Origin of the sequence: Pyxidicoccus trucidator, assembly GCF_010894435.1 — a bacterium.
Classification (GTDB): domain Bacteria; phylum Myxococcota; class Myxococcia; order Myxococcales; family Myxococcaceae; genus Myxococcus; species Myxococcus trucidator.
The window spans coordinates 127,489-141,575 of sequence record NZ_JAAIXZ010000012.1 but is presented as its reverse complement, the minus strand read 5'-3'; the positions used below and the strand labels follow the sequence as shown (position 1 = coordinate 141,575).

The following is a 14,087-nucleotide window of genomic DNA, read 5'->3' as shown; positions in this document are numbered from 1 at the left end:
CAGCCGGCCCTTGGGTCGTGCTGCACGGAGAACCCCGAGGGCCGGCGCGCGTTTAAAAAAATCATTCCGGCCCTATTTCCCCTGAAGCCCCCGCCGCCGCGGCACATCACCGCTTGCGCGTCAGCAGCACCTGCGCAGCGTCCTGTTCCGCAGGGCGGCAGGAAGGCTAATCGAGGAGGCGCCGTTCCCAGCGGCGCATGTCGTCCTCGGTGAAGCCAGTCCAAGGGGTGCGTTCGCGGTAGAGCCACGGCTCCAGCACGCGCGCCAACTCGCGGTGCGGGGCCAGGGTGCGCTCCGGTTCCTGGTCCCCGGCCTCTGGCCACTGTCCGAGGGTCACCACGACCCGGTCCGCACCCAGGTCCTGCAGGGTGGTGTCGGGTGAGTGCAGGCGGGAGCGAAGGCCCGTCGCACCGCCCAACTCCCCCAGCACCGGCTGGCCGAGGAAGGTCAGCCAGTGCGCTCCCTTGACCCGGGTGCCGATGTTGCTGGCCACCTCGTCCACATTCAGGAGGTCCAGCCCCGGGTAGGCGAGGCAGGCCGCGCGGACCTCCGCGTGCGTCATGGGGTCGAAGGATGACTGGAGGAACAAGCCGGCATGGCCGGAGTTGAAGGGAAGCCTGGCGCCCAGCTCCAGGGCCAGTTCCCTCAACCAACCGGGACCGCGTTCCTCCAGGTACTCGGTCGGCAGCCAGAAGGAGACGGCGGAGGCCTCGTCAGGGAACAACCCGTCGCTGGGCGTGTCCGCGCCCACACCCAGATGGACAAACGCATGTCCGGGTACCACCGTTGCGTGTTCTCTCAGGAGGATGTTCGCGCCCTCTGGCTGAAGCAGGTACTCCCGGATGAACGCCCAGCCGGCGTCATCGAGGTCCTGCCAGTCGCCGGAACGCGTTGCGTAACAGGTCAGCTTCTGCTGCCCGACGGCCTGGAGGTAGACCTCCAATGCGTGCGCGACGGCATGCCTCACCTCGCTGTGGGGCCGCCGCATGTAGAAGGTGATGTTCAGGCTGTCCCGCACGACCAGATACCGTCGGGCCTCCGGGCGTTCTGGCGGACATGGCCTGTAGGTCTCGTAGATGCGGACCTTCGGAGTGGGAACGCTCATTGCCGTTTGATTCCGTGGCCCGGCGCAACCATTGCCGGCTTCATGCCTCCGAGTGCCTCATGGTAGATGAGGCCCTGGTGCTTTGCGTAGAAGGGCGGTCCGGATGGGTTGCGCCGCCAGGATGGCTCGTTGTCGAGCGGGCACGGGAATTTGAAGTCATAGACGGCCTGCACCTTGAGCGGCTCGTTCGTCGAATGAATGACGACGTCCGGCACCAACGTCCCTGCCAGCAGGTGGAAGAGCCCGTCCTGTAGCCATTCGGCCACCTGGGTTGGCGATATCAGGCGCAGGCCCTTCCCGGGGTCGCGGAAGTAACGCGGCTCGATGCTGTAGTTGCCCGCGAACGCGTCTTTCAGCTTCTGCCGCGCGCACTCCAGCGCCACCTCGTGTTTCAACCGGCCCAGTTCTTCCGCCCGCGTCTCCTTCTGCCCCCAGGGAGACGTCACCGCCTCCTTGCATTGCTCGGGGGTGGGCCACCCGCCCTTCCCGTAGCGCTGTTCGTTGACGTGTCCGTTAGCTTCCGAGGCGCACTCCGAGAGGATGCCTTCGACACGCTCGATATCCGCCGCCTCCAGCAACCGCATCATCGCCGCGGTGGTGCGCACCGCGCTCGCCGCGCGTGACAGCCACGGGAGGATGGCGTCCTCGCCCGTGGCCGTGTAGCAGGCGGGGTTGCGCAGGCATGCGCTCGTCGCCGAGTCCATCGCTTGCGCATAGTGGCGCGGCTCGCCTTGCCGCGAGGTGCGCGAGGGACCGCACGCGGCCAGCAACAGGCTGGCGAGCAACACCCACCGAAGTTGCATCAATGGCATGTCGCCATCCGCGCGCCGTCCTGTCTTCACCGCTTGCGCGTCAGCAGCGCCACCGCGCCGAGGATGGCGCCCATGGCAATCCAGGCCGTGGGCCCCATCGTCTCACCGGCGAGCACGCCGCCGAGGAACACCGCCACCACCGGATTCACATACGCGTAGCTGGTGGCCAGCGCCGGGCGCGCATTGCGCAGCAGGTAGCCATAGGCGCTGTAGCCCACCACCGAGCCGAAGATGACCAGGTAGAAGTAGGCGAAGAGGGCGCGCGGGCCCGGCATCACCGTCGGCAGGTGCTCGCCCAGCATCAGCATGCCGAAGGCCGTCATCAACACGCCGGCGCACAGCATCTGTGCCGCGGCGGACATCAACCCCTGCGGCATGGGCAGGCGCTTGCTCCACATGGAGCCGAACGCCCAGCTCATCGGCGCCACCAGCATCGCCAGCGTGGGCAGCCACTGCCCGCCCAGGTTGCCGCCCAGGTTGAGCAGGACGATGCCGCCAAAGCCCACCGCCAGCCCCCAGCGCTCCATGCGCCCCGGCCACTGGCCGAAGAGACCGCCGAAGAGCGCCGTCCACATGGGCAGGCTGCCCACCACCAGCGCCGCCACTCCGGACGGCACCCACTGCTGCGCGTAGACGAGGCCGCCGTTGCCGATGCCCAGCAGCAACAGGCCCACCACCGCGCTGGACGCCCACTGGCGAACGGAGGGCACCGGCGCGCCGCGCAACCACAGCACGGCGAACAGCACGGCGCCGGCCAGCGTGAAGCGCGTCCCCGACATCAGGAAGGGCGGCAGGCCCCCCTGCAACCCCCAGCGGGTGGCCAGATAGGTGGAGCCCCAAATGAGATACAGCGACACCAGGCTGACAATGAGCCAGCCCCGCTGTGCGCCCGGCGCGCCGAGGTCGCCGGTGGGCGCGACGGAGGGAGTCGAAGGGAGCTGGGGCAGGGACTGCGCGGGCGAAGAGGCGGACACGATGCCGCCGCTTCTAGCGTCCACGCCAGGGCCCGGCCATGTGCGCATTCCCGTACCCTACAGTCGGCTCGCTCGCGATGCGGTACAGTGGGGCTGGGCATGCTCCCGAGCACGGTGGCGCCTGCCTGCCTTTCCGCTGTCCCCTCTCGGGAATGGCGGCGCCAGCTGGACGTACGGACAAGGGAAACGCGGATTGAAGCAGCGGCCCCGCTTTCTTAAACTTCCGGTGGAGCCTCGGTGGATGTCGTGCCGGGCCACCGGCTCCGGAGTGTGAGCAGGGATGCCGTCTGAAGAGCTGGGAGAGCGAGAGAAGGAAGTCCTCCGCGCGGTGGTGCAGGAGTACATCACCACGGGCGGACCGGTAGGCAGTCAACAGCTCGCCCGCCGCCCCGGGTTCGAGGTCTCCTCGGCCACCATGCGCAACGTGCTGGCCGACCTGGAGGAGCTTGGCTTCCTGGAGAAGCCACACACCTCGGCCGGGCGCGTCCCCACGGACCAGGGGTACCGGTTCTACGTGGACACGCTCGTCAAGCTGAAGGACCCCACGCCAAGGGACAGGGAGCTCATCCACGCGGGCCTCATCCAGGAGGCCAACCTGGAAGAGGTGCTGGGCGAGGCCAGCCGCATCCTCCACTCGCTGACGCGGCATGCGGGCGTGGTGGTGACGCCGCGGCCGGACTCGGCGGTGTTCCGGCGCATCGAGTTCGTCCGCCTGCGCGAGGACCGGGTGCTCGCCATCCTGGTCGGGCAGAGCGGCCAGGTGCACAACAAGGCGATTACCGTCGAGTTCCCCATCACCTCGGACGAGCTGCTCAAGGCGAGCAACTACCTGTCGGAGCTGCTGTGCGAGGTGCCGCTGGAGGAGGCGCGTGAGCGCATCCGCGCGGAGATGGACCAGGAGCAGGCGCTCTACAACGCGCTGACGGCCAAGGCGCTGAAGCTGGGCGCGGCGGCCACGGACCTGCCCACCACGGAGCGGGTGCTCATCCAGGGCACGGGCTCGTTCCTGGAGGCGCCCGAGTTCGCGGACGTGGAGCGCATGCGCGCGCTCTTCAAGGCGCTGGACGAGAAGAACAAGCTGCTGTCGCTGCTGGACCGCGTGCAGCGCGCCAACGAGATGCAGATTTTCATCGGCGCGGAGAGCGACTTCTCCGCCGCCGGAGACGTCTCCGTCATCGCCAGCCCGTACGGAAACCAGGAGCAGGTGCTGGGCACGGTGGGCGTCATCGGCCCCACGCGCATGGACTACCGGCGCGTGATTCCGCTGGTGAACTTCACCGCGCAGGTGCTGTCGCGCGTGCTGGAGAAGGTGTAGCGCGCGGCTACTCGGCGCGGGTGACGAGCACCTCCTGCTCGCCGCCCGCGCGCCGCACTTGCAGCCGCACCGGAGTACCGGGGGCCCCGTGCGCGCGGGACTCGGCCTCCGTCCTGCCCCGCACCACCTGCCCGTCCACCGCGAGCAGCCGGTCTCCGAGAATCACGCCCGCGCGCGCCGCGGGCCCGTCCGGCGTCAGCCAGGCGAAGGTGACGTGGCCCCGGTCCTCGCTGAAGCCCGCGCCCAGGGTGCCCGGCGCCGCGCGGCGCGGGGACACCGTCACGTCGCCCAGCTCGCTGGCCTGGGCCTCCACCACCTTCACCGTGCGCGTCTCCACGCGGCCCTCCGGTGGCAGCAGCCGCACGGTGTGCGGGCCGGGGCGCACGTCGTCCAGGCGGAAGCGGCCGTCCGGTCCGGTGCGCGCGTCGGGCTGTGCCGACACCGCGCGGTCCAGGAACACCGCCACGCCCCCGGCGGGCCCGGCGCCCCGGCTCCACACCGCGCGCCCGGAGATGGAGGCCGCGCCGCCGGTGAGGGGCACCTCCACCTCCGCGGAGCCGCCCGGTGAGAGCGTCACCTGGGCCTCGCCCGTGCGGCCGTCGTCGGTGCGCACCGTCACCTTCACCGGCTGGCCGGGCGCGTCCGGCATCGCGAAGGTGTCACCCGGGAAGCGCCGCGTGGTGGGCCACGCCTGGGCCCAGGGCAGCTCCTCGCCGTCCGGCTCGCGCAGCTCCAGGGTGAAGCCGGTGGGCGCCGTGCCGCTGCCCGCCACCACCCGGCCGCGCAGGGTGGCCGCGGGCTGGAGGCGCACGCTCAAGGGGCCCTGGCCCTCGCTCGCACCCGGCAGCCGGCCCGTGCGACCGCCGTTGTAGGCAACCAGCTCCAGGGGCGCGGCGCCCGGGGGGCGGTGGGGCAGGGTGAACTGGCCTGTCTCGTCCGCGCGCACCCGCACCGTCATGGGGAAGTCGCCACCCTGGACGGCGGCCACGGCGGCCAGCGGGCTGGGCGCTCCCGAGGGCTCCAGCACGGTACCCGCCAGGGCTCCGTCCTCCTTCAGCGTGAGGTCCTGCTGCACGGTGCCACCCGGAGGCACCGTCACCGCCGGGTCATTCTCCACGTGGACGTAGACGGCCGCCGCGTGCGCCAGCGCGACGAGCTGGTACACGCCCGCGGGCAGCTCCAGCTGGAAGCGCCCCTGGGCATCCGTCTCCGCCGAGCCCGCGCCCGAGCCCGCGCCCCGGGGCAGCGCGTGCACCAGCACCGGCTCGGTGAGGGGCGCGCCCGACTCGCGCGTCACCTGTCCCCACACAGCGCCGGAGTCCGGCAGCGTGAAGTCCACCTGCGTGGTGCTGGCGGGCTTCAGGGTCTCCATCCGCAGCGTCCACCGGACGGCCCCGTCCCGCCGGGCCTGGAGGGAGGTCAGCCCCGCCTCGAGCCCCTCCAGCCGGTACGCGCCCTGCGCATCGGTGAGCGCGGTGCGTGTCACGCCTTCTCCGGACCGGAGCCCCGCGCGCACCTGGGCTCCCTCCACGGGCCGTCCCTCGCCGTCCACCACGAGGCCCTCCACCACCGCCGTCGCCGGCTCCAGCCGCACGTCCAGCGGAGTGTATTGGCCCGGGCTCACCACCACGGCCTCGCGCAGCAGGCCCGTCATTCCGGGCGCCCGCACGGCCACGTCGTACTCACCGGGCGGCACGTCCATCCGCCACACGCCCTCTCCCACGGAGGCGGTCCGCGCCAGCTCGCCCGTGCCGCCGGAAGGCCGGGCCACCAGCACCGCGCCGCGCACCGGGGCGCCGTCCGTCGTCGACACGGTGCCCTCCAGCCCGCTGGCGCCTCCCAGCGTCACGGTGAGGCCGCGCAGCGTCTCGCCCGCCGCCACGGAGAGCACGCCGGGCACGCGGCCCACGGCCTCTCCGAGCCGCGCCGACACCACCCAGGTACCGGCGCCGACCTCCAGCGCGAAGGCGCCGCTGTCGCTGGTGGTGACGCGCACCGGGACGAGTCCGCCCGCCGCCGTCACCTCCGCGCCCGCGGCGGGCTGGCCCTTCGCGTCCACCACGAAGCCCTCCAGCGTGCCCGCGCCCCACAGCCCCACCACCAGCTCACCGGCGTGAGGCACCTGGAGCAGGCGCAGCGTGCGGCGGCTGAAGCCCGGCGCCTCGGCCGTCAGCTCGTAGCGGCCCGGCGCGAGGCCGGAGAAGGTGAAGCGGCCCCGCGCGTCGCTCGTCACCGCCGGGGACTCTTCCGGCAGGCCCACGGGCTCCATGCCCGCCCGGGCCAGTCCCGGGTACGGCCGCAGCGTCACCTCCGCCAGCGGCACCGGCTCTCCACCCCGGCCCTCCGCAACGGTGCGGCCCTCCAGCGAGACACCGCTGGGCAGCGACAACTCCACCGCCGTCTCCGCCTCACCGAGGGGGCGCGTGGCCTGACGCCGGGCAGGGCCATGGCCCTCCGCGTGCGCGGACAGCAGGTAGTCCCCCGGGCCGGCTGGTAGCCGCAGCGTGCCGTCCGCGGCCGTGGTGCCCTCGCCCGCGCGGCGCCAGGGCGTGGCCCCGGTGCCGTCCCCTTCCACGCGCAGGTACGCCCGCACGCGCGCGCCCGCGACAGGGCCCGCGCCATCCACCACGCGCACGACGAAGGCCCCATCCTCCGGCGTGGCGGCCGTCTCCAGCGACGGCGTGGGCGGCGCGCTGGCACGGGGCGCGGGCTCGGCGGCGGCGGGCGTGAGGGCGACAGGGGCTTCCGGGCCCGGAGCCGTCAGCCTTCCCGGCGCGGGCATGCGGAACCACAGGAGCAGCACGGCCGCCACGGCGAGACAGGCCGCGATGAGGATGGGGAGTCGGGAACGCTGTCGCACGGGCTCGGCCTCCCCGCGGCGGAGGGGGAGGCCGCCGCGGACTCCCCCAGCGTAGGCCAGACATGAGCTGAATCGAAATTCAGGAGGGCGCGGGCGCGTAGACGCGCAGGGCCGCCGGGGCCACCTCGAAGCGCATGGGCGTGCGGCCGACGAGCTCTCCGTCCGCGTTCACCTCCTGCACCGGGTCTGCCTCCACGTAGAGGCGGGCCGCGCGCAGCGACGAGACGGCCGGGTGGTCCTCGTGCTCACCGGAGCGCAGCGACATCGCCACGCGCGCCAGCGTGGCCAGGTCCTGGAGCTGGCCCAGGCCGGTGCCCTCGCGGCCATTGCTCGCGGAGGGGGCGGCGATGGCGTACACGTGGAGGCGTCTGTCATCCAGTTGCGCATCGGGAGACACCACGTTGCCCGCGCCGTGGTAGCGGCCATTGCCCACGACGAGCTGCAGCGCGTCCAGCTCCAGCTCCTGGTCATCCGCCTGGATGCGCACGTGGAAGGGCTTCAGGTCCTTCATCTCCGCGGCGGCGGCCACCGGGTAGGCCAGCTTCCCCGCGCGCTGCTTGAGGCGCTTCGTCAGCCGCTTCGCGATGCCGGTGGCCAGGCCCAGGCTGGCCGCGTTGAGGAAGGGCCGCCCGTTGGCGAGCCCCACGTCCACCCGCGCGGTGTAGCCCTGGGCGATGATGTCGCACGCGGCCTCGATGTCCTGAGGTATTCCCAGCGAGCGGGCGAAGTCGTTGCCCGTGCCGAGCGGCAGCACGCCCAGCGTCACGTCCCGGCCCAGGAGCTGGCCCACCACACAGCTCAGCGTGCCGTCGCCACCGCCCACGAGGATGCGGCGCGCGCCCAGCTGCGTCATCCGCTCCAGCACGTGCTGGAGGCGCTCCGTGCGGGACAGGGCGTGGCACTCCACCACCGGGACACCCCGGGAGGTGAGTGCGGCGCGGGCCGTGTCGAAGGCCTCCCGCCCCGAGCGCGAGCCGGTGTTGACCACCAACACCGCCGGTCCGTCGTCCAGGGTCCGGTGACGGGGGGGCTCGATGAGAGCGGGTTCCAGGGTGACCTCTCTTTCCGTGTCGTCCTCCAAGGTGTGCACGCCGGGGCAGGCAGGCCAGCGGGCCCGGTGGGTGGAGGGCGAAGCGGAAGTGTACGAAAGGGAAACCCCCAGGCCGCCGGGAGGGCGACCTGGGGGGCGGGGACAGGGCACGAGGGGGAATCCACACGGGCCAACCCGTCCCCGCGTCCGGCCGCGTGGAGTCGGCCGGAGCGTCAGGAGGCGTGAGGCGACCTCCGGTGCGTCACTCCTCCGCGTCACGGCCCTCGATGATGCGGCGCTGGATTTCCTTCCGGAGCGGCAGGGCCTCCTCGGTGCTCAGCGTGCCGTCGCTGTTGGTGTCGTACGTGGCCATCAGCGTCTCGCGGCGCTCCTGGGCGGCGGCCACGCGGGCCTGGCGCAGCGCCACGCGCTCCCCGTCGTCCAGCACGCCGTTGGTGTTGGTGTCGTACGTGGCCAGCACCTCCTGGCGCTTCGCCCGCCACTTCGCGCGCACCGCCTCGCGGGCCGCCTGGCGCTCGGTCTCGTCCAGCTTGCCGTCGTCATTGGCGTCGAACTTCTCCAGCCGCTCCGAGCGCAGCCGCTCGCAGCGAGCCTCCATGGCATCCACCAGCGCGGTGCGCTCCTCGGCGGACAGCGTGCCGCTGCCGTCCTCGTCGAAGGCCCAGCGCACCCGCCAGAAGGCCCAGTGGCGCGCGCGCTCGCCCAGCTGCGCCAGGCGCGGGCGGATGGCCTCGCGGCGCTCGCCCAGGTCCGCCTTCAGCTCACGCAGCTCGGCGTTGCCCAGCGTGCCGTCCCCGTCATCGTCGTACTTCGCCAGCACCGCCTGCCGGCGGGCGCTGAAGTCGCACAGGCCGCCCGTGTCCGTGGGCTCCTGGGTGATGGCGTCCACCTCCTCCGTCGCCATGGACTGCAGCGTGGTGCCATCCGCGTCGGCCACCGCGTCCCCGCCGATGTCGCCCCCCTCCTCGGAGGAGGCGAGGAAGGCGGCGGCCTCGCCGACATAGAGCGCCTCTTCGCCCGGGGTGTCGTTGCCACAGGCGATGAGCCCCAGGGGCAGGGTGAAGCACAGCGCGGCGGCGAGGAGACGGCGGTGGGTGGAAGTGCGGTTCATGGGATTCCTCCAGGGTGGGTCGGTGCTGCGTGTTCCGGCCTCGCTGCTCCTGAACCCGGCCTCCGCGGAGAAGTTGCGGGACTCATTTTCGCGCGCGGCCCTGGGGCCTCCGGCGTGTGCGCGCAAGGGCCCGTGTGGGGCTTGACGCTCCCGGGTGGCTGCCCACCTTCCAGGTGACGCTGGCTCCTCGCCGGAGCCGACATTGCCAGGAGGGCAACGCATGGCACGTGGAAGCAAGGCGAAGTACACGTCGAAGCAGAAGCGCATGGCCGAGCACATCGAGGAGGGCTACGAGAAGAAGGGCACCTCCGAGAAGACGGCCGAGGCCCGAGCCTGGGCCACCGTCAACAAGCTCACCGGGGGCGGAATGAAGGGCGGCTCGGGCAGCAAGGCCAAGGCCGCGCGCCGCCGCCCCGTCGCACGAAAGAATGCGCGCAAGGCCGGCGCCAAGGGAGGGAAGGCGCGCGCCGACGCCACCCGGAAGGCCAAGCGCTCCACTCGCTCGGGCAGCAAGGCCACGTCGCGGAGCACCGCGGCGCGCCGGGCCACCGCGAAGCGCGGCTCCACCAGCAGCCGCGCCAAGAGCGCCACCAAGCGCACCACCTCGCGCGGCGGCAGCCGCAAGAGCACCAGCGGGCGCGGCCGGAGCGGTGCCCGCAAGAGCAGCCGGAGCAGCACGCGGAAGTAGGGAGTCGCATCCCCCTCCCCATCTCCCTCTCCGGGGAGATGGGGCGCGGGTGTGGCTACTCGTCCTTGGCCGTCTGCGCGGCGCTGGCCTCGCTCCAGGGCCAGGTGCGCGGCGAGGACTCGAGGCGCGCGAGCAGCTCCGCCGGGTCCTTCACCAGCGTGCGGCAGCCCGCGGCGCGCAGGTCGTCCGGAGGGAAGCCGCCGGCCAGCACGCCCACCGTGGGTAGTCCCAGCTTGTTGGCGGCGAGCGCGTCATAGGGCGTGTCGCCCACCACCACCGTCGCGCTCACGTCGGGCTTGCCCAGCCGCGCCAGCGCGGCCTCGAAGATGTCCGGGTGGGGCTTGCTCTTGTCCACGTCGTCCTTGCTCGTCTTCGCCTCGAACAGGCCGTCGATGCCGCACAGCTTCACGTACTGCTTCAGCTCGTCTTCCTTGGCGCTGGAGGCCAGGGCGGCGCGGATGCCGCTCGCCCGCAGCCGCTGGAACAGCTCTCGCACGCGCGGGAAGGAGCGCACCTTGGGCAGGAACTCCTTCACGAAGAGCTGGCCGCGGTACTCCTCCAAATCCTTGCCGAAGCGCTCCAGCTCCTCGTCATTGAAGAAGACGGGAATGAGCTGGTCGGCGCCCTTGCCAATCTGACTGCGCACGTGCGCGAACGGGATGTCCCGACCGAAGTGCAGGAAGGCGCGCCGCCAGGCCTCGGCGTGCTCGTCCACCGAGTCCACCAGGGTCCCATCCACGTCGAAGATGACGTTCTCCACCATAAGTGCCGTTGCCCCCGGCCCCGAAGGTGGGGACGACGGGGGAGCCGGTCAACCGCCCGTGGGCGGCGCGGCGGGCGTGGACTCCACCAGTGTCTTCGACTGCACCGAGTACCCCTCCGGCGCGGACAGGGTGAAGGCATCATTGGGCAGCGTGGCGTTCAGCTCCACGCGGCCCAGCACCGTCTCTCCCACCTGCCTGCCGCCCAGCCACCGCGTGAGGCGCTTGGGCACGCACAGCCCGAGCGACTCCTGGCAGTGCTCCTCCTCCACGCGCTCCTCGGCCTCGGTGCCGTCCGGCGCGCGGGTGCGCTTCCCCAGGAAGTCCAGCCGGGGCCAGCGCAGCACGTAGACCATCTCCACACCCTCGGCCTCGCCCTCCAGCTTCTGGACCAGCTCCACGGCCTCCGGGGCGCGCGGGTGCGTGGCGCGGCGGGCGGTGGCGCTGCGCAGGAGCATCGGCGCGCGGAAGCCCTCCGGCGTGAAGGGGCTGAACGTCTGGTTGAGGAAACCCACCAGCTTCGCGGGGGGCAGCTCGGACTTGAAGGTGCTGAAGGACTTCTCTCCGTCCACCTGCTGGAAGAGGTGGGTGCCGTCCCACGCGAAGGTGCGCGAGGCGGGCGGGCCCAGCGAGCCGCGCATGCGCTGGGGCGCGCGGTAGTCGAAGGTGAAGGACAGCGCCTCCTGGCCCTCGTCCTTCACCGTGCCGGCGATGCGGTAGCTGGTGAGCTTCGCTTCGCGCTCGGCCAGCCGCGTCTTCACCTCGGAGGCGAGGTTGGCGTTGGCGTCCGCGCCCTTCCGGGGGCAGCCGGCGAGGGCCAGGAGGACACAGGGCAGCAGGAGGCGGGCGCGCATGGGAGGTGCCAGGAGATGAGAGGAAGTGTCTTGAAAAGCAAGAAGGCCCGCCTGTCGCCAGGGGGCCTTCCGCATCACACCAGCCTTGGCTGGACTGTGGACTACTTGACGGCGACGCCCGTGGCGCTGGAGGACGTCACGCCGATGATGGTGCCGGCCAGGGCGTAGATGCCGTGGCGGGGGGTGGTGCCGGCGGTGAGCAGCTCCACCTTGGAGGCGCCCATGGCCTTGGCCTCGGCGATGAGGAGCTTGTTGATGACGGTGTCCAGGTCGCTCTGGACGATGTCGATGATGTGGAAGATGGCGGTCAGGCCCAGGGCGTTGGCCTGGACAACGGCCACGGCCTCTCCGTTGGAGGCGATCTCGGTACCGGAGACGACTGCGCTCTCAACGCTGGTGCAGGCAACCAGGCTGCTGGCGGCGACGGCGGACAGGATGAACTTCTTCATGGTCTTCCCCTCTCTAAAGGACGCTTGTGCGGTGGCAGAGCGTCCTTGGAGAGCGCCCAGCCGTTCGATAGGGACCTCAAGCGGGCGGGGTCGTACCAGATGTCAACTCCGTGTCAAGGTCCGTAGGGGACAGAGGGACCCTGCTGGGACTGCCAGGGGCTCGTTGCAATGCACACCTCCCCTTGCTAGCCAACCCCGAGGCCCGCTCCCATGGACACCGCCCCCGTCGCCCGTCCCGCTCACCGGTACTGGGTCCATCTGCTGCTGCTGCTGCTGACGGTGGGGACCACCTTCACCTCGTACCTCCTCTATTTCCACTTCCAGCGGCCCTACACGCCGGCCGAGGTGTCCCCCGAGGCGGCCCTGCGCGCGCTGGCCTTCAGCCTGTCGTTGCTGGCCATCCTCGGCTCGCACGAGATGGGGCACTACCTGCTGGCGCGGCTGCACCGGGTGGACACGTCGCTGCCCTACTTCATCCCCCTGCCGGTGCTGGGCGTGGGCACGCTGGGCGCCGTCATCCGCATCCGCGACAGGATTCCGCACCGCAACGCCCTGGTGGACATTGGCGCGGCGGGGCCGCTGGCGGGGCTGGTGGTGGCGATGCCCATCCTCTTCTGGGGGCTGGCCCACTCCACGGTGGTGGACGCGCCGCGCCTGGCCGCCGCGTTCCCCGGGGACGACTCGCTGTGGGCGTATGGGAAGGATGTTTTCACCTGGGTGATGGCGAAAATCACGCATGCGCCGCCCGCGCCGGAGGAGGTCTTCCATGGCGTGCAGACGGTGTTTGGTGACAGCCTGCTGATGCAGGGGCTCACGTGGCTGGCGCTGGGCCCGGTTCCGGAGGGCAAGGACGTGCTGGTGCACCCGGTGGTCATCGCGGGCTGGTTCGGGCTGCTCGTCACGCTGCTGAACCTGATGCCGGTGGGGCAGCTCGACGGCGGGCACCTGACGTATGCCCTGATGGGGAGCCACGCGCGGTGGGTGGGGCGCGTGGTGGCGCTGGTGCTGCTGTTCCTCACCGTCTTCGTCACCGCGTCCTGGGGCCTGTGGCTGCTGGTGACGAGCAAGCTGGTGGGCTTCGGGCACCCCGAGGTGACGGAGCCCCAGGAGCCGCTCAGCCGCTCGCGCAAGGTCATCTGCGCGCTGTGCCTGCTGGCCCTCATCGGCTGCGCCATGCCCATCCCCTTGCGTCAGGTGGTGACATGAAGTTCCAGTGCGAGGCGTGTGAGCGGCTCGTTCCCCTGGAGGTGTTCCGGGTGGAGGCGGGCGTGCTCGTGGTGAAGTGCGACCGCTGCGGCGCGGAGAGCCGCGCCCGCGCCTCCGCGTCCGCGTCCGTCGCGGTGGGCTCCGCCGCGCTCTCCCGCGAGGGCGCGGCGCCGTCCTCCAGCGCTTCGTTGCCGGAGGCCGCGAGGGAGACCGCAAGAGAGGTCGCGAGTGCCGCCCCCCAGCTCCCGCTTCCGCAGCGCGCCAGCTCGCCGGCCCTGCGCGTGGTGCGGGGGGCGACGCCCGGCACGGCTCCGTCCGGCGAGGCGCTCTTCGAGCCGCCCCCGGGCTACTGCCCCAAGTGCGTGGCGGTGCGGCGCGAAGGCGCGGAGTCCTGCGCGCAGTGTGGCCTCGTCTATGTGAACTTCGTCCCGGACGAGCACTACCCCTCCTCGGTGCTGGCGGAGGCCTGGCGGGCGCTCGCCGCGCGCTGGGACGACTGGGAGGCGCATGACCGGCTGATGACGCTGGCCATGGGGCGCGGCGAGCTGGCCATGCTGGGGCGGCTGTACCGGCTGTGGCTGGCGCGGGCGCCGGAAGACGCCATGGCCCAGCGCGGGCGCGACGAGGTGGTGCGGCGGGCCACCCTGGTGGTGCCGTCCTCGTCCTCGTCCTCGTCCGATGCCGTCTCCGCTTCCGCCACCACCCAGAAGCGGATGAAGACGTTGGGGGTGGCGGTGCTGTTCCTGGTGAGTGTGGTGCTGGCGGTGTTCCTCTTCCAGAACCTGCGCTCGCTGCTGGCCGGGCCCTGAGTCCCAGGGCTTCTGAAGCCAGGGGGAGCGGGTGCTTCCCCGTGGAGCGGCCGGCCATGCGGTGGGCTGGAGCGCGCGGTGGACGGAAACGC

Annotated in this window: 13 protein-coding genes; 4 read left to right on the top strand and 9 right to left on the bottom strand. The window is 71.8% G+C overall.

Going from position 1 to position 14,087, the window contains the following annotated elements:
* Positions 1-166: 166 nt before the first annotated feature.
* From G4D85_RS30240 to yedA, 3 genes are read right to left on the bottom strand one after another with little or no spacing between them, the layout of a single operon-like run.
* Positions 167-1,105: a type VI immunity family protein gene (locus G4D85_RS30240; RefSeq protein ID WP_164017506.1), complete on the bottom strand. Its 939-nt coding sequence runs from the start codon at positions 1,103-1,105 to the stop codon at positions 167-169.
* Positions 1,102-1,947: a hypothetical protein gene (locus G4D85_RS30235; RefSeq protein ID WP_240359578.1), complete on the bottom strand. Its 846-nt coding sequence runs from the start codon at positions 1,945-1,947 to the stop codon at positions 1,102-1,104. Before G4D85_RS30235 ends, G4D85_RS30240 begins: the two co-directional genes overlap by 4 nt.
* Complete coding sequence (yedA, locus tag G4D85_RS30230) at positions 1,944-2,891, bottom strand: drug/metabolite exporter YedA (protein ID WP_240359577.1); 948 nt, start codon at positions 2,889-2,891, stop codon at positions 1,944-1,946. The genes G4D85_RS30235 and yedA overlap by 4 nt, the downstream gene beginning before the upstream one ends.
* A gap of 280 nt (positions 2,892-3,171) precedes the next feature.
* Here yedA and hrcA point away from each other — a divergent pair, with 280 nt between their 5' ends.
* A complete protein-coding gene (hrcA, locus tag G4D85_RS30225) occupies positions 3,172-4,206 on the top strand; it encodes a heat-inducible transcriptional repressor HrcA (protein WP_164017504.1) in 1,035 nt (344 codons plus the stop codon).
* 7 nt (positions 4,207-4,213) lie between these two features.
* Here the strand turns inward: hrcA and G4D85_RS30220 are convergent, their stop codons facing one another.
* From G4D85_RS30220 to G4D85_RS30210, 3 genes are all read right to left on the bottom strand, one after another.
* A complete protein-coding gene (locus G4D85_RS30220) occupies positions 4,214-7,066 on the bottom strand; it encodes a carboxypeptidase regulatory-like domain-containing protein (RefSeq protein ID WP_275900327.1) in 2,853 nt (950 codons plus the stop codon).
* Positions 7,067-7,145: 79 nt separating this feature from the next.
* Positions 7,146-8,060 (bottom strand): lipid kinase, encoded by a 915-nt coding sequence (locus G4D85_RS30215; RefSeq protein WP_164017693.1) that lies wholly within the window; start codon positions 8,058-8,060, stop codon positions 7,146-7,148.
* 298 nt (positions 8,061-8,358) lie between these two features.
* Positions 8,359-9,228 (bottom strand): calcium-binding protein, encoded by an 870-nt coding sequence (locus tag G4D85_RS30210; RefSeq protein WP_164017503.1) that lies wholly within the window; start codon positions 9,226-9,228, stop codon positions 8,359-8,361.
* Positions 9,229-9,448: 220 nt separating this feature from the next.
* Here G4D85_RS30210 and G4D85_RS30205 point away from each other — a divergent pair, with 220 nt between their 5' ends.
* The gene (locus tag G4D85_RS30205; protein ID WP_164017502.1) at positions 9,449-9,916 is read left to right on the top strand and encodes a transcriptional regulator; all 468 of its coding nucleotides are present in this window, start codon (positions 9,449-9,451) and stop codon (positions 9,914-9,916) included.
* Positions 9,917-9,971: 55 nt separating this feature from the next.
* Here the strand turns inward: G4D85_RS30205 and G4D85_RS30200 are convergent, their stop codons facing one another.
* The 3 genes from G4D85_RS30200 to G4D85_RS30190 all read right to left on the bottom strand — a co-directional run bounded on the left by G4D85_RS30200 (position 9,972) and on the right by G4D85_RS30190 (position 11,980).
* Complete coding sequence (locus tag G4D85_RS30200; RefSeq protein WP_164017501.1) at positions 9,972-10,679, bottom strand: HAD family hydrolase; 708 nt, start codon at positions 10,677-10,679, stop codon at positions 9,972-9,974.
* 48 nt (positions 10,680-10,727) lie between these two features.
* Positions 10,728-11,531: a hypothetical protein gene (locus G4D85_RS30195; protein ID WP_164017500.1), complete on the bottom strand. Its 804-nt coding sequence runs from the start codon at positions 11,529-11,531 to the stop codon at positions 10,728-10,730.
* Between the two features lie 101 nt (positions 11,532-11,632).
* A complete protein-coding gene (locus tag G4D85_RS30190) occupies positions 11,633-11,980 on the bottom strand; it encodes a hypothetical protein (protein ID WP_164017499.1) in 348 nt (115 codons plus the stop codon).
* A 210-nt stretch (positions 11,981-12,190) separates the two neighbouring features.
* Here G4D85_RS30190 and G4D85_RS30185 point away from each other — a divergent pair, with 210 nt between their 5' ends.
* Together G4D85_RS30185 and G4D85_RS30180 are read left to right on the top strand one after the other, a co-directional pair.
* Entirely contained in the window at positions 12,191-13,186 is a 996-nt protein-coding gene (locus tag G4D85_RS30185; protein ID WP_164017498.1) for a site-2 protease family protein, read from the top strand.
* Positions 13,183-13,995 (top strand): hypothetical protein, encoded by an 813-nt coding sequence (locus G4D85_RS30180; RefSeq protein ID WP_164017497.1) that lies wholly within the window; start codon positions 13,183-13,185, stop codon positions 13,993-13,995. The genes G4D85_RS30185 and G4D85_RS30180 overlap by 4 nt, the downstream gene beginning before the upstream one ends.
* Positions 13,996-14,087 lie beyond the last annotated feature (92 nt).

What these genes read in the sequence shown, in the direction of transcription:
- G4D85_RS30240 (WP_164017506.1), bottom strand. Translation starts at nt 1,105, where the DNA reads ATGAGCGTTCCCACTCCGAAGGTCCGCATCTACGAGACCTACAGGCCA.
- hrcA (WP_164017504.1), top strand. Translation starts at nt 3,172, where the DNA reads ATGCCGTCTGAAGAGCTGGGAGAGCGAGAGAAGGAAGTCCTCCGCGCG.
- G4D85_RS30190 (WP_164017499.1), bottom strand. Translation starts at nt 11,980, where the DNA reads ATGAAGAAGTTCATCCTGTCCGCCGTCGCCGCCAGCAGCCTGGTTGCC.
- G4D85_RS30185 (WP_164017498.1), top strand. Translation starts at nt 12,191, where the DNA reads ATGGACACCGCCCCCGTCGCCCGTCCCGCTCACCGGTACTGGGTCCAT.
- G4D85_RS30180 (WP_164017497.1), top strand. Translation starts at nt 13,183, where the DNA reads ATGAAGTTCCAGTGCGAGGCGTGTGAGCGGCTCGTTCCCCTGGAGGTG.
- G4D85_RS30205 (WP_164017502.1), top strand. Translation starts at nt 9,449, where the DNA reads ATGGCACGTGGAAGCAAGGCGAAGTACACGTCGAAGCAGAAGCGCATG.
- G4D85_RS30210 (WP_164017503.1), bottom strand. Translation starts at nt 9,228, where the DNA reads ATGAACCGCACTTCCACCCACCGCCGTCTCCTCGCCGCCGCGCTGTGC.
- G4D85_RS30195 (WP_164017500.1), bottom strand. Translation starts at nt 11,531, where the DNA reads ATGCGCGCCCGCCTCCTGCTGCCCTGTGTCCTCCTGGCCCTCGCCGGC.
- G4D85_RS30200 (WP_164017501.1), bottom strand. Translation starts at nt 10,679, where the DNA reads ATGGTGGAGAACGTCATCTTCGACGTGGATGGGACCCTGGTGGACTCG.